At 42.3% G+C, this 19,146-nt stretch carries 19 protein-coding genes, 1 pseudogene and 1 riboswitch; of the genes and pseudogenes, 18 read left to right on the top strand and 2 right to left on the bottom strand.

The features are described 5' to 3' along the window. Positions 1 to 67: 67 nt before the first annotated feature. Positions 68 to 664: a cytidylate kinase-like family protein gene (locus PGQ38_RS17805; RefSeq protein WP_173719024.1), complete on the bottom strand. Its 597-nt coding sequence runs from the start codon at positions 662 to 664 to the stop codon at positions 68 to 70. Between the two features lie 319 nt (positions 665 to 983). Here PGQ38_RS17805 and PGQ38_RS17800 point away from each other — a divergent pair, with 319 nt between their 5' ends. The 18 genes and pseudogenes from PGQ38_RS17800 (at position 984) to PGQ38_RS17715 (ending at position 18,507) form a co-directional block, all read left to right on the top strand. After that, entirely contained in the window at positions 984 to 1,802 is an 819-nt protein-coding gene (locus PGQ38_RS17800) for an FAD binding domain-containing protein (RefSeq protein WP_173719042.1), read from the top strand. Beyond that, a complete protein-coding gene (locus PGQ38_RS17795; protein WP_118584038.1) occupies positions 1,792 to 2,277 on the top strand; it encodes a (2Fe-2S)-binding protein in 486 nt (161 codons plus the stop codon). Before PGQ38_RS17800 ends, PGQ38_RS17795 begins: the two co-directional genes overlap by 11 nt. Next, on the top strand, positions 2,274 to 4,562 hold the full coding sequence (locus tag PGQ38_RS17790) for a xanthine dehydrogenase family protein molybdopterin-binding subunit (protein WP_118584039.1): 2,289 nt from the start codon (positions 2,274 to 2,276) through the stop codon (positions 4,560 to 4,562). The genes PGQ38_RS17795 and PGQ38_RS17790 overlap by 4 nt, the downstream gene beginning before the upstream one ends. 3 nt (positions 4,563 to 4,565) lie before the next feature. Continuing rightward, on the top strand, positions 4,566 to 5,681 hold the full coding sequence (locus PGQ38_RS17785) for a DUF6077 domain-containing protein (protein WP_204454560.1): 1,116 nt from the start codon (positions 4,566 to 4,568) through the stop codon (positions 5,679 to 5,681). 11 nt (positions 5,682 to 5,692) lie between these two features. Continuing rightward, the gene (locus PGQ38_RS17780) at positions 5,693 to 6,469 is read left to right on the top strand and encodes a hypothetical protein (protein WP_204454561.1); all 777 of its coding nucleotides are present in this window, start codon (positions 5,693 to 5,695) and stop codon (positions 6,467 to 6,469) included. Positions 6,470 to 6,530: 61 nt separating this feature from the next. Next, positions 6,531 to 6,750: riboswitch (Lysine riboswitch) on the top strand. Positions 6,751 to 6,908: 158 nt separating this feature from the next. After that, positions 6,909 to 8,531: a Na+/H+ antiporter NhaC family protein gene (locus tag PGQ38_RS17775; RefSeq protein ID WP_187565602.1), complete on the top strand. Its 1,623-nt coding sequence runs from the start codon at positions 6,909 to 6,911 to the stop codon at positions 8,529 to 8,531. Between the two features lie 241 nt (positions 8,532 to 8,772). Further along, a pseudogene (locus PGQ38_RS17770) lies at positions 8,773 to 9,501 on the top strand (pseudouridine synthase); the annotation flags it as partial. A 259-nt stretch (positions 9,502 to 9,760) separates the two neighbouring features. Beyond that, positions 9,761 to 11,716 (top strand): NAD-dependent DNA ligase LigA, encoded by a 1,956-nt coding sequence (gene ligA, locus PGQ38_RS17765; RefSeq protein ID WP_204454563.1) that lies wholly within the window; start codon positions 9,761 to 9,763, stop codon positions 11,714 to 11,716. A gap of 292 nt (positions 11,717 to 12,008) precedes the next feature. Next, entirely contained in the window at positions 12,009 to 12,950 is a 942-nt protein-coding gene (gene metA, locus PGQ38_RS17760) for a homoserine O-acetyltransferase MetA (RefSeq protein ID WP_173716862.1), read from the top strand. Positions 12,951 to 13,385: 435 nt separating this feature from the next. Further along, positions 13,386 to 13,559 carry a hypothetical protein gene (locus tag PGQ38_RS17755; protein WP_173719018.1) on the top strand — a complete coding sequence of 58 codons (174 nt, stop codon included), beginning with the start codon at positions 13,386 to 13,388 and terminating at the stop codon, positions 13,557 to 13,559. Continuing rightward, entirely contained in the window at positions 13,535 to 14,098 is a 564-nt protein-coding gene (locus PGQ38_RS17750) for a hypothetical protein (RefSeq protein WP_118584045.1), read from the top strand. The genes PGQ38_RS17755 and PGQ38_RS17750 overlap by 25 nt, the downstream gene beginning before the upstream one ends. Positions 14,099 to 14,212: 114 nt before the next feature. Next, complete coding sequence (locus PGQ38_RS17745) at positions 14,213 to 15,160, top strand: ParM/StbA family protein (RefSeq protein ID WP_118584046.1); 948 nt, start codon at positions 14,213 to 14,215, stop codon at positions 15,158 to 15,160. Further along, positions 15,157 to 15,504, top strand: a complete 348-nt coding sequence (locus tag PGQ38_RS17740) for a hypothetical protein (RefSeq protein WP_118584047.1) — start codon at positions 15,157 to 15,159, stop codon at positions 15,502 to 15,504. Before PGQ38_RS17745 ends, PGQ38_RS17740 begins: the two co-directional genes overlap by 4 nt. 20 nt (positions 15,505 to 15,524) lie before the next feature. Continuing rightward, on the top strand, positions 15,525 to 15,917 hold the full coding sequence (locus PGQ38_RS17735) for a hypothetical protein (RefSeq protein ID WP_187564854.1): 393 nt from the start codon (positions 15,525 to 15,527) through the stop codon (positions 15,915 to 15,917). A 392-nt stretch (positions 15,918 to 16,309) separates the two neighbouring features. Beyond that, positions 16,310 to 16,741 carry a sigma factor-like helix-turn-helix DNA-binding protein gene (locus tag PGQ38_RS17730; RefSeq protein ID WP_118584049.1) on the top strand — a complete coding sequence of 144 codons (432 nt, stop codon included), beginning with the start codon at positions 16,310 to 16,312 and terminating at the stop codon, positions 16,739 to 16,741. A 2-nt stretch (positions 16,742 to 16,743) separates the two neighbouring features. Continuing rightward, positions 16,744 to 16,926 (top strand): helix-turn-helix domain-containing protein, encoded by a 183-nt coding sequence (locus PGQ38_RS20225; RefSeq protein ID WP_118584050.1) that lies wholly within the window; start codon positions 16,744 to 16,746, stop codon positions 16,924 to 16,926. Between the two features lie 276 nt (positions 16,927 to 17,202). Then, entirely contained in the window at positions 17,203 to 17,424 is a 222-nt protein-coding gene (locus tag PGQ38_RS17720) for a hypothetical protein (RefSeq protein WP_118584052.1), read from the top strand. Between the two features lie 54 nt (positions 17,425 to 17,478). Beyond that, positions 17,479 to 18,507 (top strand): phosphoadenosine phosphosulfate reductase family protein, encoded by a 1,029-nt coding sequence (locus PGQ38_RS17715; protein WP_118584051.1) that lies wholly within the window; start codon positions 17,479 to 17,481, stop codon positions 18,505 to 18,507. A gap of 226 nt (positions 18,508 to 18,733) precedes the next feature. Here PGQ38_RS17715 and PGQ38_RS17710 read toward each other — a convergent pair whose 3' ends face one another. Further along, on the bottom strand, positions 18,734 to 19,078 hold the full coding sequence (locus PGQ38_RS17710; RefSeq protein ID WP_270432909.1) for a helix-turn-helix domain-containing protein: 345 nt from the start codon (positions 19,076 to 19,078) through the stop codon (positions 18,734 to 18,736). Positions 19,079 to 19,146 lie beyond the last annotated feature (68 nt).

Genomic DNA, 19,146 nt, shown 5'->3' with positions numbered 1-19,146 from the left:
CTTTTAATCAACTAAATAGCAAAAAATCACAGCCCCGCCAAAAACGGGGCTGCCTTTAATATACACTTTAGATCAGCTTCTTCACCATCTCCACAATCTCTTCCTTCGTCACCCTGCTGCTGTTAATACACAGATCATACTGCAGCATATCCAGCCAGTTAGTATCCGTAAAATACTCATAATAAGCCCGGCGTTCCTTATCCGTACGTTTCACCAGCTTCCTTACACTCTTTTCCTCCCGGCCGGTACGTGCAATCACCGTCTTCACACGGTCCTCAAACGGAGCATAGATAAACAGACTCAGATGCTTATCTTTATTATCCTGTAAGATATAATTGCCGCAGCGTCCAACAATCACGCAATTCTCTTTTTCGGCTGCCTCCAAAATGATCTTCTTCTGCAGATCGTAAAGCACATCATTCATGGGAACAAAATGGTATTCCGGATTCATCTGCAGCTCGTAATCCACCGGATACAGCCACTGGCTGGCTTTTCTCTCATCTACTCTGGCAAACTCATCAAAAGGAATATTCTTTTCCCTGCTGGCCATTTCAATCAGCTCCTTATCATAGAACTTAAATCCCAGTTCCTCTGCAAGAGCCTTTCCAATAATACGTCCGTTACTTCCAAACATACGATTGATTGTTATAACACGGTTACTCATAAACGGCGCCTCCTTTTGTGGTGGATTTGTAAATAATTTTGTTATAAAATAGTTTATGAGAACTATTTTCTGTTCTTTTTAGCATTATAACACAATTGTATGAAAACATCTATATAATTTGCATAAAATCAAAATAAAAAAATATTCTGAATACGTCATTTCGCTGGAAATTTGAACCCTTTCTTGTTATACTAAAAATAGCAATACGATTGCTGTTCACTGCATGTACAGATTGCAGAAAGCCTTTTTCAAACACGCTCTGTAAAAAGCACATTTGGAAAACGATGAACAGTGATACAATATGAGAAAGGAATTGAACATGCTCAAAATAAAAAATTATGTGAAAGCAGAATCTCTGGAACAGGCTTATGAGTTGAACCAGAAGCGGACTGCCTGTGTGCTTGGCGGCATGGTGTGGCTGAAAATGGGTAACCGTGTTGTAACCACAGCCATTGATCTTTCCGGGCTTGGTCTGGATACCATCACAGAAACAGAAAGTGAATTTGTGATCGGCTGTATGACCCCATTGCGGGACCTGGAACTTCATCAGGGACTTCATACATATACGAAAGGCGCCATAAGAGAAAGCCTGCGCCATATTGTAGGCGTACAGTTCCGCAACTGCGCCACTGTAGGCGGAAGTATCTGGGGACGCTTCGGCTTTTCTGATGTACTCACCATGCTTCTGGCACTTGATACAGAGGTGGAACTTTTTAAAGGCGGCAGAGTCTGTCTTTCTGATTTTGTGAAAATGCCAAAAGACAGAGATATTCTGGTACGCATTATCATAAAGAAAACTCCGTTGAAGGTTGCCTATTTAAGCCATCGTAATACCAAGACCGATTTCCCGGTACTGGCATGCTGTATCAGGCTGTCTGAGAATGGCGTGAGAGCGGTTTACGGTGCCCGTCCGGCGAAGGCATTTCTTCTGGAAGACGAAGAAGGTCTCCTTGCAGGCATGGAAACCATGTCTTCGGAAGAGAAGAAGACAGCGGTTCAGAAATTTGCAGACTATGCAGCACGGAAGGTTCCTACCTTTGGAAACATGCGAGGCAGCGCAGAGTACAGAACCCTTCTTGTGAAGGTTCTCACAAGAAGAGCATTAGAAGCAGTGGGAGGTATGACAGATGAAAATTAATTTCTGGCTGAATGGAGCCAAAAAGGAAGCGGAAATCAGTCCTGACACCATGCTTCTGGAGTTTCTTCGAAGCCTTGGCTGCTACAGTGTAAAAAGAGGCTGTGAAACTGCAAACTGCGGTCTTTGCACCGTTTTGGTAAATGACAAGCCAATGCTGTCCTGCAGTGTCCTTGCTGCCCGTATTGACGGCAAAAAGGTCACCACCATGGAGGGACTTCAGGCAGAAGCTGAAGAATTTGGAACTTTTCTTGCCAATGAAGGCGCAGAGCAGTGCGGATTCTGTAATCCGGGATTTATCATGAATGTACTTGCGATGACAAAAGAACTGGAAAATCCAACCGAAGAAGAGATTAAGGAATATCTGGCAGGCAATCTTTGCCGCTGCTCCGGTTTTGTTGGACAGACCAGAAGTATCCTGAAATATCTGGAATATAAGAAAAACGGAAATATCCAGGAGAAGGAGGTGCAGGCATGAGCTATGTAAATAAGTCTTTGCAGAAAAAGGATGCCATGGCTCTGGTGACCGGAAAGCCAGTCTACACAGACGACCTGGCACCAAAGGACTGCCTGATCATCAAGATCTTAAGGAGTCCCTATGCCAATGCCTGGGTGGAAGAGATCAAGACGGACACAGCCATGAAGGTAGAAGGAATGGCACTGATCCTTACCTGGAAAGATGTTCCAAAGAGACGTTTCGCCTCTGCCGGACAGACCTATCCGGAGTTCAGTCCTTATGACAGAATGATCCTGGATCAGCATCTTCGTTTCGTAGGGGATGCAGTGGCAATTGTGGCAGGAGAAACAGAAGCAGCTGTAGACCTTGCCATGAAGCGCATTAAAGTGAAATACCGCGTGGAAACACCGGTTCTTGATATGCATACAGCTAAGGATAATCCGGTTCTGGTCCACCCGGAAGAGGACTGGGAATCCAAGTTCCCGGTTGGTGCAGATAACAAGCGGAACCTTGCAGCAAAAGGCCATGAGGAAATGGGGGATATTGACAAGGTTTTGTCAGAATGCAAATATACAGTAGATGAAGTTTATCACACAAAGGCTGATCAGCAGTGTATGATGGAGACCTTCCGCACATATTGTACCAAGGATTATTTCGGCAGGCTGAATGTGGTTTCCTCCACACAGGTACCGTTCCACCTTCGCCGAATCCTTGGAAATGCCCTTGGAATCCCATCCTCCAGGATCCGCGTGATCAAGCCTCGTATTGGCGGCGGCTTTGGAGCCAAGCAGACAGAGGTCTGTGAAATTTATCCGGCAATTGTTACCTGGATGACAGGACGTCCATCCAAAATCGTTTACAGCCGTTATGAATCTTTAATCTGCGCTTCTCCCCGTCATGAGATGGAAGTACACGTAAAAGTTGGTGCAGATGAGAACGGAATCGTAAAAGGAATTAAAGTAGAGGCGCTTTCCAATGCTGGTGCATACGGAGATCACAGTCCTACAACCATCGGACTTACAGGTCATAAGGCAATTGCCCTGTACCGGAATCTGGAAGCCTATGCTTTTGACTATGAGGTTGTTTACACCAACGTGCAGGCATCCGGTGCATATCGTGGATATGGTGCCACACAGGGAATTTATGCAGTGGAATCCGCTGTTAATGAGCTGGCCCATAAGATGAATATGGATCCTGCAAGGATCCGTGAGTTGAATATGCCAATTGAAGGCGAGCCAATGTATGACTATGATGGAAACCTGACTCATACAGCAAGCTGTACGATGGATCGCTGCCTTGCCCGGGCCAAGGAGATGATCGGCTGGGATGAGAAATATCCATGCCGTGATATGGGAAATGGAAAAGTCCGCGGCGTAGGTCTTGCCATGGCGATGCAGGGCTCCTCTATTGCCAATGTAGACGTGGGAGGCGCAACCCTGAAGCTGAATGAGGACGCATCCTATACACTTTCCCTTGGATGTGCAGATATGGGTACGGGCTGTGATACCATTCTTTCTCAGATGGCAGCCGACTGTCTGGAAACAGAATTTGAGAATATTGTTGCATTTGGTGTGGATACGGATGTTTCTCCATATGACTCCGGTTCTTATGCATCTGCCACTACTTACGCTACAGGCAATGCAGTTATTAACGCCTGCAATGAGCTGAAAAAGAGGATTATCCGGCTGGGTGCTGAAATGCTGGGTGTAAGTCCTGAGGAAGCAGACTTTGATGGAAAGAAAGTCTACGCAGGGGAAAAAGAGGTCAGTCTTCAGGAGATTGCTTATAAGGGAACCTGCGGAAATACCCTGGAAATGCAGGTGACTGCCTCCTATTCTTCCCAGATTTCTCCGCCGCCTTATATGGTTGGGGCAGCAGAGGTGGAAGTAGACAAAGAGACAGGAAATATTGACCTGATCGATTATGTGGCAGTTGTAGACTGCGGAACTCCTATTAATCCCAATCTTGCCCGTGTGCAGACTGAGGGAGGAGTTGCCCAGGGAATCGGTATGGCACTTATGGAGAATGTGCAGTATTCCAAAGAAGGTAAGATTCGTGAGAATTCTTTCATGCAGTACAAGATCCCAAGCCGTGAGGATATTGGAAATATCCGGGTTGAGTTTGAGAGCAGCTATGAAAAGAGCGGTCCTTTTGGTGCCAAGTCCATCGGTGAGCTGGTAATCGATACCCCTTGTCCTGCAATTGCAGATGCGGTTTACAATGCTTCCGGTGTCCGGGTAAGAGAGCTGCCGATCACATCGGAGAAGATTGCCATGGGAATTCTGAAAAAAGAACTGGAGAAATAATATATGGGATTTATTTTTAAGGGGATACTGGCAGTGATCTGGCTGCTGGTGGTTCCCTGCCTGGCAGGAGAATTTTATTTCCGCAGGGAAAAAAGAACCTGCAGTGAATATCTTCTGGCCGGTTATACACTGTTATTTGCCATTACAGAGCTGCTTTCCCTTATCATGATCTTTACAAAGCAGCCGCTTCATCTGCTGACAGCTACATATGGTGTGACGGCTGGTGTGCTGGCATTTCTGGGTGTCTGGAGTCTTTATAAGAAGAGGCAGAAGGAAACCGGTAAGTGTGCTGGTACATATTGCAGCAAAAGGGCAGAAGAGTCAGATGTTTTCAAGCCGCAGATCGGAAATTCTTCCGGTTTGAAAAGTTTTTTGCAGAAGAATGGAATTTCCCCGGAGCTTGTGGTGGCAGGAATTCTGATTCTGTTCCAGCTTGTCGTTGTGGTGCTTTATGCCCATATGGATGAAGATGATGCTTTTTATGTAGGAACAGCCACTACCGCGGTGGAAACCGATTCTCTTTATGCATATAACCCCTACACCGGAGCCGCTTACAATGTATTGCCAAGCCGTTACATTCTTTCTCCGTTTCCTGCATTTCTTGCCGTGACCAGCCGGTTATGCGGAGGACTTCATCCAGCCATTGTGGCACATACTGTTTTTCCGGCGGTATTTGTTTTTCTGGCATATGTGGTGCTTTTTCAGTACAGCCGCATATTCTTCAAGGGAAAGGCTGGAGAACAGGGGATTTTTATGATCTTTTGTGCCGTGATCCTGTGGTTTGGCGGATATTCGGTATACAATTCGGAAATTTTTACAATGGGCAGGATCTGGCAGGGAAAAGCTGTGCTGGCAGGGGTGTTTTTACCATTTTTATTTCTGCTCTGTATGGAGATTTTTATGCAGGAAAAACCGGAATATCCATGGAGCCTGGCTTTTCTGGCAAATGGAGCCTGCTGTCTGTTTTCCTCAATGGGAATCATGCTTGCCCCCCTTCTGATGGGAGTATTTGCGCTGTTTAGTCTGGTGAAATTCAGAAACGGAAGAAGATTCTTAAAGAGTGTAGTCTGCTGTCTGCCATCCCTGATACTTGGCGTGGTATACATTCTGGTATTTTAGGAGGTGGAGAGATGAAACGAGCACTTTTGGCTTCACTGGACGCCTGGCAGAAATACTGGGGAAACGGATTTTATGTCTATTTACTGCTGGCTGCATTTTTGTATTTCCTGGTATTCGGAAGAAAAAAAGAACGAGCCAGAATTTTATCCGGCTATATTGTAGTTTTTCTTGCTGTGTTTTTCTGTCCGGTGACTGCTTATATTATACAGAAATGTATAGGGCGGTCGGTTTACTGGAGAGTATTATGGATTCTTCCGGCAGTGCCGCTTATAGCTTATGCAGGAACCTGCCTGATAAAAAAGGCGGGAGCTTCCAGACCACGGCAGTACATACTTCTGATTTTTATTGCGGCAGTGCTGGCTTTTTGCGGAACTGGCCTGAATAGAGATGGTTTTTACAAAAAGGTTCAGAATGTACAGAAGATTCCTGATGAGGTAGTAAGCATCTGCAATCTGATCAATGAGCAGAAGGAAGAAAATGAAGAAATCTACCTGGCAACAGATGACAAAATAGCTTCCTACGTGAGAGTTTATGATCCATCTATCAAAATGCCTTACGGAAGAGGCGGTAAAGGAGCCTCTGGAAAAAAAGCTGCAAGATGGCTCCATAAACAGCTTGTGGCAGAAGTACCGGTGATCAAAAAGGTAGTAAAAAATGCAAAAAGACTGAAATGCAATTACCTGGTTTTCCCTGTTCCAAGCAAAAAGAAGCAGCTGTATATGGAAACAAAAGGGTTCTTACTGATCGGTCAGGTAAATGAGTACGGTATTTTCAAATATTGTGAATAAAAGGGTTGCATTTACAGGAAAAAGCTGATACATTTAGTTTGTGAATAAACTGAATACGGGAAGTTATGATAGAGGCGCAGGCTTCATCAGTAATTTCAGCTGCAGAGACTGGTTGTGTGCAGAGTATGGGCATACGCAGATACAGGCTCTGGGTCGTATGGCAGACTGGCTGGAATGAAAGGGGAGACTGCCGAAGGATTTTTTTCTCAGCCAGGAGAGAAGTTCTGGGCTGACGCAGAATATGCGGCAGACTGTCACTGTTGTGGAGCGCTATCTAAGGTATAGATCCTGTGAAGAATAAATGCCATGAATGTGTCCCCATAATGGGAGTGCATTCATGGCTTTTTGCGTTAAAGAAGAGGAGGCTTTTAAGAAAACGCTCTGACCGGTTTGTGACTGGTCATCTGGTATTCAGGAAAAAAGAGGGAGGAAATCGATAATGAAGTACAATTGTAAAAAGTTGTCTGTTCTTTTTGCAGCTGTTATGATGTTTGTCCTGGCATGTCCGGTGACTGTTCTGGCAGCGGCAGAAGAGGAGGCTGGCACACCTGCTGTGTACGCTACTTTCTGGTCATTGATACCGCCAGTTGTGGCAATCGTTCTGGCATTGATCACAAAAGAGGTTTACAGTTCCTTGTTTCTTGGAATTTTAGTTGGAGCACTTCTGTACTCTGGCGGTAATTTTGAGGGAACGGTTAACCATATTTTTTCAGGCGGAATGATCAGTGTGTTATCATCCGGCAGTAACGTAGGTATTCTGGTGTTCCTGGTAATTCTTGGAACTATGGTCTGCCTGATGAACCGGGCTGGAGGCTCAGCCGCTTTTGGACGCTGGGCAGGCAAACACATCAAGACAAGAGTTGGGGCAGAGCTGGCAACCATTTTGCTTGGAGTGTTGATTTTTATTGATGATTATTTCAACTGTCTGACGGTAGGCAGTGTTATGAGACCGATCACAGATCAGCACAATGTATCACGCGCGAAGCTGGCATACCTGATCGATGCCACAGCTGCGCCGGTATGTATCATTGCACCAATCTCATCCTGGGCAGCTGCTGTCAGCGGTTTTGTTCCGGGAGAGGATGGAATGTCCGTGTTTGTAAGAGCTATTCCCTATAACTATTATGCACTTCTTACGATTGTAATGATGGTATCCATGGTTTTGATGAAAGAAGAGTTTGGTGCTATGGGTGTGCATGAGTCCAATGCGTTAAAAGGGGATCTGTTTACCACAGCAGCCCGTCCTTATGCTTCAGGCGAAGGTGATGGACCGGTGAATCCAAGAGGAAAGGTTATGGATCTTCTGATCCCTATCATCTCTTTGGTTATCTGCTGTGTAATCGGTATGATCTATACTGGAGGATTTTTCAGCGGTACAGATTTTGTAACTGCTTTTTCCCAGAGTGATGCTTCTGTCGGACTGGTGCTTGGAAGTTTTTTCGGTCTGGTGATTACCATTCTTCTTTATATGGTGCGCAGAGTGCTGTCCTTCCGCGATTGTATGGCATGCATTCCGGAGGGCTTTAAGTCCATGGTACCGGCAATCTTGATCCTCACTTTTGCATGGACCTTAAAGAGTATGACGGACAGTCTGGGAGCTGCTGAGTTTGTTGCGGAAATGGTGAAGTCTTCTGCAGAAGGACTGGTAAATATGCTTCCGGCTATTATATTCCTGGTAGCCTGCTTCCTGGCATTTGCTACTGGTACTTCATGGGGAACCTTCGGTATTCTGATCCCGATTGTTGTTCATGTATTTGAAAACACACCGGGAGACTTGATGATTATTTCCATCTCTGCCTGTATGGCTGGTGCTGTTTGCGGTGACCATTGTTCTCCGATTTCGGATACGACTATTATGGCCTCCGCGGGAGCTCAGTGTGATCATGTAAATCATGTGTCAACCCAGCTGCCTTATGCCATTGTGGCAGCAGTGGTATCCTTTGTAACTTACATTTTCGCCGGCTTTATCCAGAGCCCACTGTGCCTGATCATCGGTGTAGCACTGATGATGGGAGCTATGTGTGTTGTGAAAATGAAGTTTTCAGATCTGAAAACGGAATAAAGAGGTTTTTCTTATTGGAAAAATAAGAAAAGAATGTGGAAGCCGGGATGGATTTTCCTGTGTAATGCCTGCGGCAGTGTGAAAGAATTTACAGTGTCTGCAGAGTATTGGCGGGGAAATTGTCCTGGCTTTTTTGCATGCTTCTATCTTCTTTATTGGCTGCTTAATATTCGCTTTGGAGCGTGTGTGGAGAAGGTTTTTTGCAAGATGTGCATTACACTTTGCGGGAAAGCTTTTTTTTATGTGTTCTGGAGCTTTTGGAGCTTGGGGCAAGGTTTGCCTTGCATATGCCCGGGAAAAACTATATAATGGAAAAATGGACGAAAAAATCAGAATCAACAAATACTTAAGCGAAGCGGGATTCTGTTCAAGACGTGAGGCTGACAGCCTGATCCAGAACGGACGGGTGACTGTGGAAGGTCATAAGGCAGAACCGGGAGAAAGGATTACAGCAGATACAGTTGTATTTGTGGATGGTAAGCCTGTGAAAAAAGTAGAAGAAAAAGTTCTACTTTTATTTCACAAGCCCCGAGGTGTGGTGTGCAGCACAAAAAAACAGCGCCAGGAGACTACAGTTACGGAGTATCTGAATTATCCGGTTCGAATTTATCCCATAGGACGTCTTGATAAGGAATCCGAAGGGCTTTTGCTTTTAACAAACCAGGGAGACCTGGTAAATAAGATCATGCGTGCGGGAAACTACCATGAGAAAGAATATCTGGTGACTGTGAATAAACCAGTTGATGGTGATTTTGTGAAAAAAATGTCATCTGGAATTCCTATTCTGGATACCATTACCCGTCCGTGTTTTGTGGAAAAAACAGGGAGAAATTCTTTTAGGATTATTCTCACCCAGGGATTGAACCGGCAGATCCGCCGAATGTGTGAATATCTGGGATATCAGGTGCTTAGTCTGAAGCGCGTACGAATCATGGAACTGACAATAGATGGCCTGAAAGAGGGCGGGTACAGAGAAGCCACCCAGGAGGAGTGGAAGAAGCTGGAACGTGGAATTGCAGATTCCTCCCAGCTTCCCGCAGCCAGAAGGCAGGACAGTGTGCCTGTATTTTCCAAAAAACAGGGAAGAGACAGCATTCCCTTTTCTTCAATTCCAGAAGAAAAAAGGCAAAATAAGCCAGCTGCTTCCCGCACTATTTCAGAAAAACGGCAGTCTATCTCACAGAGGAAATCTGCTTGCAGTAATTACAACAGTAAAACAGGAGGACATCATGGAAAATTCTCTACAGCGAATGAAAGAACTGGTAGAAAAGCTGGATCAGGCCGCGAAGGCATATTACCAGGAAGACAGGGAAATCATGAGCAATCAGGAGTACGACAGCCTGTACGACCAGCTGGAGCAGCTGGAAAAAGAAACCGGCACTGTACTCACAAATAGTCCTACTGTCCGTGTAGGATACGAGGCAGTCAATGAACTTCCGAAGGAAGAACATCCAAGCCCCATGCTATCCCTTGATAAGACAAAAGACAGGGAAGTGCTCCGTGGATTTATAGGAAATCACAAATGCCTTTTATCCTGGAAGCTGGACGGTCTGACCATTGTTCTTACTTATGAGAACGGTGAGCTTGTGAAAGCAGTAACAAGGGGGAATGGAATTGTAGGTGAGGTTATTACTAACAATGCCAGGGTGTTTAAGAATATCCCTCTTCGCATCCCTTATAAAGGTCAGCTGGTGCTTCGGGGTGAGGCGATTATCACTTATTCTGAGTTCGAGCGGATCAACGAGACTATAGGCGATGCAGATGCTAAATATAAGAACCCGCGGAATCTTTGCAGTGGTTCTGTGCGTCAGCTGAATAACGAGATCACGGCGAAACGAAATGTGCGTTTTTATGCCTTTGCTCTGGTAAGTGCCCAGGATGTGGATTTTTCCAATTCCAGGGAGCAGCAGTTTATCTGGCTGAAGAAACAGGGCTTTGAGGTGGTGGAGTATAAGGTGGTTACCTCTGAAAGTCTGGATGAAGCCATGGATTATTTTTCCAAAACAATTGTAAACAACGATTTTCCATCAGACGGACTGGTTGTGACCTACGATGACATCGCCTATGGGGAGTCTCTGGGGAGTACTGCGAAATTTCCGCGAAACTCCTTTGCTTTTAAATGGGCGGATGAAATGCGGGAAACCAAGCTGGTGGATATGGAGTGGAGTCCGTCCAGAACCGGACTGATTAATCCGGTTGCAATTTTTGAACCGGTGGAGCTGGAAGGTACTACCGTAAGCCGTGCCAGCGTGCACAATATCAGTATTGTGAAGGAACTGCAGCTTGGAATTGGAGATACCATTAAGGTGTATAAAGCCAATATGATCATTCCCCAGATTGCGGAGAATCTTACAAGAAGCGGCAATCTGGTAATTCCGGATAAATGTCCGGTGTGCGGCCGGGAGGCGCGTATCCGCAAGGAAAACGATGTGGAGACATTATACTGCATGAATCCGGACTGTGTTGCCAAGAAGATTAAGTCCTTCAGCCTTTTTACCAGCCGTGATGCCATGAATATTGACGGACTTTCAGAGGCAACTCTGGAGAAGTTTATTGCAATGGGATTTATTCATAATTTTGGTGATATTTTTGAAATTGGAAAATATAAAGATCAGATTGTAGAAATGGAAGGATTTGGTCAGAAATCCTTTGATAATCTGATGGTGAGTCTGGAGAAAGCGAAAGAAACTACTCTTGCCAAGGTGATTTACAGTCTTGGGATTACAGGTATCGGTCTTGCAAATGCCAAGGTGATCTGTAAATATTTTGACGATGATATAGAGAAAATCCGCTATGCGGAGGAAGAAGAGATCAGCTCGATTGAAGGAATCGGTCCGGTAATCGCCGGAAGTCTGGCTGATTATTTTAAGAGCGCAGAGAATAATCAGAAGCTGGATCATCTGCTCAGTCATCTTCATCTGGTTCATGAGGAGACTTCTGCGGAACAGGTTTTTGCAGGGAAAACCTTTGTTATTACAGGCAGTGTAGAGCATTTTTCCAACCGTTCTGAGGCAAAGGAATTTATCGAAGCCCGCGGCGGTAAGGTGACCGGTTCTGTGACAAAGAAAACAGACTATCTGATCAATAATGATAAAACATCGGCTTCTTCCAAGAACAAGAAGGCACAGGAACTGGGAATCCCGATTTTGTCGGAGGAGGATTTCCTGGAGCTGGCGGGGATTTAAAAGAAAATTTGGGTAATCTGTACGTTGTACTTTGCGGTATATTTTGCAGAATGCCTTTTGGTAATCTGTGTTTTTTGCTTACTTCGTTTACAGCAATCCCCTTTGCGATGCATAAAAATCATGCAATCCCATGATCTCGCGACGAGGTTTTCGGGTTTTCTGTGAACTTTGTTTATAAAAAACACCTCGCGGAACGTTACCAGTGAACAGTAACTTTTTCATAACTTGCTTGTGCCTTGAGCGAAGCGAAAGGAATGACAAAAAGTATGTATAATAGTAGGAGGAAATTGCAATGCCAATTAAAATACAAAGTGATCTCCCGGTAAAGGAGATTCTGGAAAAAGAAAACCTGTTTGTTATGGACGAGAACCGTGCTATGCACCAGGATATCCGTCCGATTTATATTCTGATCTTAAATTTAATGCCACTGAAAGAGGAAACCGAGCTTCAGCTTCTTCGCTCTCTTTCCAATACTCCTCTGCAGGTTGATGTAAGCTTTATGGCAGTTGAGTCCCATCAGGCGAAAAATACTTCCAGGAGTCATCTGAACAAATTTTATCAGACTTTTTCTGAACTGAAAGATAAGAAGTTTGATGGAATGATCATTACAGGAGCACCGGTGGAGCAGATGGAGTTTGAAGAGGTTGATTACTGGGAGGAAGTTACCCAGATCATGGACTGGTCCGAGACCCATGTGACATCTACCATTTTCCTGTGCTGGGCTGCTCAGGCTGCGCTCTACCATTTCTATGGACTGAAGAAACGTAAGCTGGATAAGAAAATGTTTGGCCTTTTCTGGCACAAGGTAATGAACCGCAAAATTCCGCTGGTCAGAGGGTTCGATGATGTATTTCTGGCACCTCATTCCCGACATACAGAAGTTCCTATTGAAGATGTACATGCCTGCAAAGACCTTACTGTCCTTGCAGAATCCGACGAAGCAGGTCTTTTTCTTGCCATGGCAGAAGACGGCCGCAAGATTTTTGTAATGGGTCACCCGGAATACGACCGTGTCACCCTGGACGGCGAGTACAAACGCGATCTTGGCAAAGGTCTCCCCATCGAAATGCCTGAAAACTACTACCGCGACAACAACCCCGAAAACGGTCCGCTTCTGCTGTGGAGAGCCCATGCCAACAACCTGTATACCAATTGGCTAAATTATTACGTCTACCAGAGCACCCCGTATGACCTGTACGGAACACCTGATTTTTCCAGTATTTCCAGGGGTTAAGAGAGTTGCGCATTTCACGTAAATTATTATAATTTCACGCTATTTATTACGAAAATGGAGTAAAAATGGAGTACTAGAGGTGTGAAAATGGGGTATCAAAATAAGAATGTAAAAGGTGTGTAAATGAATATTTTTTATAAATTTTGATGAATAAAAATACATGAATAAGTCCATGGGTTATTTGATAACTTATGGGCTTATTTTAGTGTTTGGGACAATTTTTAGCCCAGATATTATTGGGCTTTGTTTTTAGAAAAAGAGAAGATGCATTATTGGTGCGATTGTATTTCAATGTGGTTCTTATTTCAAATCAAAAAAATCTTAAAAAAATCGCATTTTTTTTCCATTTTTTTACACATTTCGACAAGTAATTCCATTATTTATAATAGGAGAGTATAGTACCACTCCATAAAATTAGAAACGGAGGAATCAAAAATGTGGCATTTTTGGCTTTTTTTCTGGATCCTGCTGGCAGTGGTAATTATACTCATGTATTGCTGCCTTGTTAGAGCTGGAAAAATGGACGACGAAATGGAGAAGGCGTTTAGAAAATTAAATGAAAAGAGAAAGGATGAGACAGAGCTGTGGCAAGGGGAAGATCAGGAGTAATTTCAAAGGAATATAAGGGGGAAGAAAATACTGCCTATCATGACGTTATTAAATTATTCAAAATTTATCGGGCTGTAAACTGGCAGATGCAAATTAAAATTAATCAGGTTAAACGTCGATTCCATATGGAGTATGGTACAGACGTGGATGAATTCTTAGAAAGCATTTATCAAGCGGGAATGGACGTGGAAAGAGATTTGGCATCTGAGAAAGAGCGTGTAGAGGCCATCAACCGATCAAACCAATATTTGCGTTTAATTGATGAAGCCGTTGATCTTATGCGAAGGTACCATCCGCAGGGGGAGCGGTATTATTGGGTACTTTATTACAGTTATTTATCGTCAACAAAACCAGAGAACATTGATGAAATCCTGGACAAGCTGGAACTACATTTTCCGCAATATGCAAGAGTTCACAGGACTACATATTTTCGTTGGCGTGAACAGGCTTTTGAAGCTGTAGGAAGCATATTATGGGGCTATGAGGGAGAAAGTGAACGTGTACTGAAGCTGGTTTGTGAAGATTACGTAGAAAAATAATTATTTCCAAAATCCTATTGACACAGATTTTCCAAAATCTCTATAGTGAAATTGCAAGGACGCAAAAAAGGCGTATAGCAATACTATATTTGGATTTTGAAAGGAGAAATACATATGATTATTTCAGTGGATACCGGTAACAAACACATGAAAACAGAGAACTGTGAGTTCAATTCCGGGGTGGAAATTTTGGATACACTGCCAGGAGAGTTGGAAGAGGTGATTGAGTACGAAGGAAAATATTATATGACAACGAATAGAAGAATCTCGTATATGGAAGATAAGACCGCAGATGATCGGTATTATATTCTGACATTATTTGCCATTGCAAAAGAATTATCTTACCGCGAAAAAAATGAAGGTTTGCTTCCGCAAAATTTACAGGAGATTGAGCTTCTGGTAGGACTGCCGCCTGCGCATTATGGGAAACAGCGAAAAAAATTCAGGGAGTATTTTTATCGGAATGGGGCAGTAGTTGAATTTTGCTATAAAGGCATTTCATACCGAATTGTTTTCAAAGAAGTAAAAGTTTATATACAGGCATATGCCGCATATTGTCTTCTTGCTGTGAAGAAACAGTTATCGGTAATACCAAAAATTTTATTAATCGATATTGGTGGCTTTACCGTAGATTATATGGTTTTAAGATTTGGACAGCTGGAAATGGAGTATGTCGATTCATTAGAAAATGGTGTCATTCGGTTATATAACAGTATTAAAGCTGCGATAAGACAAAAATACAGTATTCTCTTGGATGAAGAGGATATTGACAATATTATATTGGAAAGAGGTGGTTGCTATAAACCAGAGTTAAAAGAACGTGTACGTGAGGTTGCTATCGGATATGTGACAGAATTACTTGGAAAGTTTCGTGAGCTTGGAATTGATTTCAATACGACACAGACAGTATTTCTTGGAGGAGGTTCTATTTTATTGGCAGATTTCATCCAAATTGTATGGAAACGATTCGGTGTAGAATACAATATTATCAATGATACAAAAGCAAATGCAAAAGGGTATCGCTTACAGTATCTGGTTGAGAATAAGGAGGAACGGAAATGAGTAAAAAAAATGAGTACCGTTTCAATCTCCGTTTTGATGAAACCGATGAAGATCATCGGAAAGTCTGCCAGTTTTTGAATGATTACTGTGGTAGCAGGAAAAAAGCCAGATATATTGTTAAAGCAGTACTGGCCTATTGGACAATCGAAAATAAATCAATTGAACAGATAGCCCCAAAGCCGGTTTTTTCTGATCAGCCAAAGGAACAAAAAGTTCCTTTGGCACCAGAAGATAAGAATGAGGAGGATCATTTTGTAAGTATAGATGGAGAGTATGAAGCGAATGATGCGGAGGTTTCTTTAATGCTGAAGAATTATAAGCTGTTTGATAATTCTGAGGATTAGACAGGGAGGTGCAAAAAGTGATGGAACTTAAAATATTGGGGAGCATTTGTTTTCTGGAGGCAGTAGGGACTGTCGGAAACATTATGGGATATCATTTGGGAGCAGGAATCTGCCTGGCAGGAACAAGTTTGCTGACAGTATATACAGTTTATCTGGGAATGGAAAAAACACATAAGAAAATATGTCCGGAGTGTCAGTGTGAAATTCGGAAGTCGTATAGAATCTGTCCGGAATGTGGACACCTTTTTCAAGAAGGGTTGTCTGAAGAACAGCTAACAGATGTTATTGAAAAGGAAAAAGAAGACGATATGAGCTCCGAGCAGATTGATAGGGCATTTGAAAAAGTAGATACTCTTTCAATGGAAGAAGTCAAGGCCTATGATTCAGAACTGGATGATTTTCTAAGAAAATAGTATCTTTGGTGTTTGGTTAGGTTGTGGAAGAAATCAAGAATGTGTTAAATTGCATAAATTAATTATACAAAAATTGTGAAAATTCTATGAAGAAATGATGCCAAAAATTATTTGAATCGTATTATATATAGAATGTAAAAGAAAATATAATTCCTGGTTCCATGTAAATGTTTGCGGTTAACTCCATTGTGGCATGGATCGATCAGGCAGGAGGAACAGAAAATTCATAAAAAGCAGAAGGATACTCAACATTACCTGGTTTGTGCGGACTACTGGAAAGTTATTTCAGTAGTCTGTTTTGTTAATTGTAAAAGTGGTTGTTATTATGACAAATTGCAAAGAGCTCCGCCAACTGGAGAAGTTTTACAGGATTACAAATTAGGGGGGCAATAATGCCAAATAAAATGGATAAAGAACTAAAGAGAAAGTTTGGAGCGTATTTAAAAGTTTCAATATTGAACGCGAAAAAAGAATACCTGATAGAGCTGAATAAAATAATCAAAACAGAGACATCTTTGGATGAAGTTGATTCTATTGAGGATAAGGCAGCAGAACGCATGTTAGAGAATGTCTGTATTGATTATAAAATCAAAGATGGTGAAGAATTTCATGCGAGAGACGTATTAAATAGTATTGATGATCCCACGCTTTATTCTGCTATTTCTGCTTTAAATACCCTTCAGATTGAAATATTAGTATTGCGATGTATTGGAAAGAAAACTTTTCGTGAAATTGGGAAACTGGTAGGAAGAAGTGAGTTACAAGCTAAAAACATATATTTCAATACACTTACAAAACTAAGAAAAATCATAGGAGAAAAATAGATATGGGATTTAGGGAACTTCTTAATAGAGCAAAAACGATGGATGATACCGCGATGGTTCAGATAATAGAATTATATAATCCGCTATTATATAAATACGCAAACGTAAATAGTCAATTTGATCAAGATTTATATGAGGAGTTTGTATACCGTTTGATTATATGTGTTGTGAAGTTCCCATATTAAACCAATAAATATAATAATGCAATATATTGTATTATACAGTTGACAAAATAGCTATATATAGATATTATGAACATGTAATCATTTTTGTTTCTGGATTCAGAAACAGATATTTTGTTCAGGCTTATGGCCTGGAGAAAAAATTTAACCAATCATATGTACAAATAAAAGCATAGAAAGACATTGATTTATTTGAAAAATGAATGTCTGTTCTGTGCTTTTTTTGTGCGCAAAAAGGAGGTGGCTTCGTTGAAGAATTTTCAGAAAGGAGGAGAACGAATGAAATTTAAGCCCACGGTAGTATTATATGGATCCGTGATGCAGCCATTGAAGGAAGGACAGAAAGCTCACTATTGTCAGAATGGATTATGGCGTTCAACAGGAAAAATTAGGCGAGTATTGGAGCAGAATGATGAGTATGTAAAGTTTGAGACAGATACAGTTTGCTACTGTATTAATTTCTATGAGGAGGGCACTGGTGTTGTAGCACTGGCTGCATAAGGACGAACCTACGGATATTTTTTTTAATATCCGTAGGTTAATGGAGCTGAATAAATGTACATTCTTCAGGATGAATTGAAATTAAATGAGTGGCAATTTAGTCAGCGGAAATACCTGCCCTATGAAATGAAAGTGAAGCTTGCGGAAACACGGATTCAAGAATGGTATGAAAACTGGTATGGAGATGTGTACCTTAGTTACTCTGGGGGCCTGGATAGTACGGCACTGCTGTATATGATACGAATGGTATTAGGAGATGAGATACCGGCTGTATTTTCTAACACAGGACTGGAATTTCCAGAAATTGTACGGCACGCACGTAGGGCAAGCGGTAACTTTGTGGAGATTTATCCCAGGTGGAAGTCTGGAAAACGAGCTTATTTTTCGGAAGTTGTGGATAAATATGGTTTCCCGATTGCTTCAAAGGAAACGGCAAGCAAAGTCAGTAAACTTCGTCATGGTAACCTAAGTGATCGCTATCGTAATTACCTTTTATATGGGGATGAACGTGGGAAATTTGGTATGTTGCCTAAAAAATGGCGTTTCCTTGTTTGCATGCAGTGCGATATAAGTCCAAAGTGTTGTGATATCCTTAAGAAGGAACCTTTTACCAGATATGTAAAAGAGACTGGAAGAAAGCCGTACATTGGAATTACACAGGATGAAAGTTTTCGAAGAGAACATCAGTATTCGAAAACAGGATGCAATGTATATAGTGGAGCTCTTATAAAAAGTCAGCCTTTGGGTTCTTGGACGAGGGCTGATGTACTACGATACATTGTTGAAAAAGATATTGAAATCAGTTCGGTATATGGGGATATCCTACAGGATGAATTTGGACAGTACTATACGACTGGTGAACAAAGAACCGGATGTATGTTCTGCGGATTTGGCGCACACTTAGAGGCTGAACCAAACCGTTTTCAAAGAATGCTTGTAACGCATCCTAAACATTATAAGATCTGTATGAATTTGACTAATAATGGAGTTCGGTATGAAGAAGCGTTGAATGCGTGCGGAATACCAACAAAAACATGGGAGCAGGCAGGACAATTAAGCCTTGATTTAAAAAATGCTGCTTAGAATGAAATCGAGGGGCTGTCCTGAAAACGTAGTTCAGCGATAACCTATAAACAAGCATTCTAAATAAGCTCGCCTTTTGGCGGGCTTATTTCCTTCTCTTAATTATACAGTTAAAGAGATTCATTTCGGCTGAATCATTACATTTACCCCTAACTTTTCTAATGTACGAATATTCCTATTGATTATCTTTTCTTGATTGATAACGGAGTAGTAGTCCGCTCCAAGGTCATGATAAGGAACTTTCTCTTTTAGTATATGATAGATCGCGATTAACATGGTATGGGCTACTGCAATTAAAGCCCTTTTCCCACCTCTGCGCGCGGCAATTCTTTGATAACGGGAGTAGAGATAACTTTGCTTGTTTTTGTTGTTTCAATTCTTTGGAATATTTTTTATTCCCTTTCAATGTGAATGCATTTGCTCCCATAGATTCATAGTTTCGAATCCATTGTTGGACAGATGCGAGACTTACATCAAACATATCGGCAATTCGCCGTTGACTTTCTTTTCCATCCAGATATAGATTTACAGCATATATCTTATCCGCAACAGATACTTTTCTTTTAGACATAAAATATGCTCCCTCCTAAGTGACAAGTTTTTATTATTTCACTTGTCTACCTAGAAGGGAGCATATCA

The organism is Blautia faecis, from assembly GCF_027662325.1.
Classification (GTDB): domain Bacteria; phylum Bacillota; class Clostridia; order Lachnospirales; family Lachnospiraceae; genus Blautia_A; species Blautia_A faecis.
The sequence above is the reverse complement of the archived record's forward strand: the minus strand, read 5'-3'. Positions and strand labels throughout refer to the sequence as shown.

What these genes read in the sequence shown, in the direction of transcription:
- PGQ38_RS17780 (WP_204454561.1), top strand. Translation starts at nt 5,693, where the DNA reads ATGAAACGAGCACTTTTGGCTTCACTGGACGCCTGGCAGAAATACTGG.
- PGQ38_RS20225 (WP_118584050.1), top strand. Translation starts at nt 16,744, where the DNA reads ATGGGATTTAGGGAACTTCTTAATAGAGCAAAAACGATGGATGATACC.
- PGQ38_RS17730 (WP_118584049.1), top strand. Translation starts at nt 16,310, where the DNA reads ATGCCAAATAAAATGGATAAAGAACTAAAGAGAAAGTTTGGAGCGTAT.
- PGQ38_RS17755 (WP_173719018.1), top strand. Translation starts at nt 13,386, where the DNA reads ATGTGGCATTTTTGGCTTTTTTTCTGGATCCTGCTGGCAGTGGTAATT.
- PGQ38_RS17790 (WP_118584039.1), top strand. Translation starts at nt 2,274, where the DNA reads ATGAGCTATGTAAATAAGTCTTTGCAGAAAAAGGATGCCATGGCTCTG.
- metA (WP_173716862.1), top strand. Translation starts at nt 12,009, where the DNA reads ATGCCAATTAAAATACAAAGTGATCTCCCGGTAAAGGAGATTCTGGAA.
- PGQ38_RS17740 (WP_118584047.1), top strand. Translation starts at nt 15,157, where the DNA reads ATGAGTAAAAAAAATGAGTACCGTTTCAATCTCCGTTTTGATGAAACC.
- PGQ38_RS17745 (WP_118584046.1), top strand. Translation starts at nt 14,213, where the DNA reads ATGATTATTTCAGTGGATACCGGTAACAAACACATGAAAACAGAGAAC.
- ligA (WP_204454563.1), top strand. Translation starts at nt 9,761, where the DNA reads ATGGAAAATTCTCTACAGCGAATGAAAGAACTGGTAGAAAAGCTGGAT.
- PGQ38_RS17735 (WP_187564854.1), top strand. Translation starts at nt 15,525, where the DNA reads ATGGAACTTAAAATATTGGGGAGCATTTGTTTTCTGGAGGCAGTAGGG.
- PGQ38_RS17805 (WP_173719024.1), bottom strand. Translation starts at nt 664, where the DNA reads ATGAGTAACCGTGTTATAACAATCAATCGTATGTTTGGAAGTAACGGA.
- PGQ38_RS17775 (WP_187565602.1), top strand. Translation starts at nt 6,909, where the DNA reads ATGAAGTACAATTGTAAAAAGTTGTCTGTTCTTTTTGCAGCTGTTATG.
- PGQ38_RS17720 (WP_118584052.1), top strand. Translation starts at nt 17,203, where the DNA reads ATGAAATTTAAGCCCACGGTAGTATTATATGGATCCGTGATGCAGCCA.
- PGQ38_RS17715 (WP_118584051.1), top strand. Translation starts at nt 17,479, where the DNA reads ATGTACATTCTTCAGGATGAATTGAAATTAAATGAGTGGCAATTTAGT.
- PGQ38_RS17785 (WP_204454560.1), top strand. Translation starts at nt 4,566, where the DNA reads ATGGGATTTATTTTTAAGGGGATACTGGCAGTGATCTGGCTGCTGGTG.
- PGQ38_RS17795 (WP_118584038.1), top strand. Translation starts at nt 1,792, where the DNA reads ATGAAAATTAATTTCTGGCTGAATGGAGCCAAAAAGGAAGCGGAAATC.
- PGQ38_RS17710 (WP_270432909.1), bottom strand. Translation starts at nt 19,078, where the DNA reads ATGTCTAAAAGAAAAGTATCTGTTGCGGATAAGATATATGCTGTAAAT.
- PGQ38_RS17800 (WP_173719042.1), top strand. Translation starts at nt 984, where the DNA reads ATGCTCAAAATAAAAAATTATGTGAAAGCAGAATCTCTGGAACAGGCT.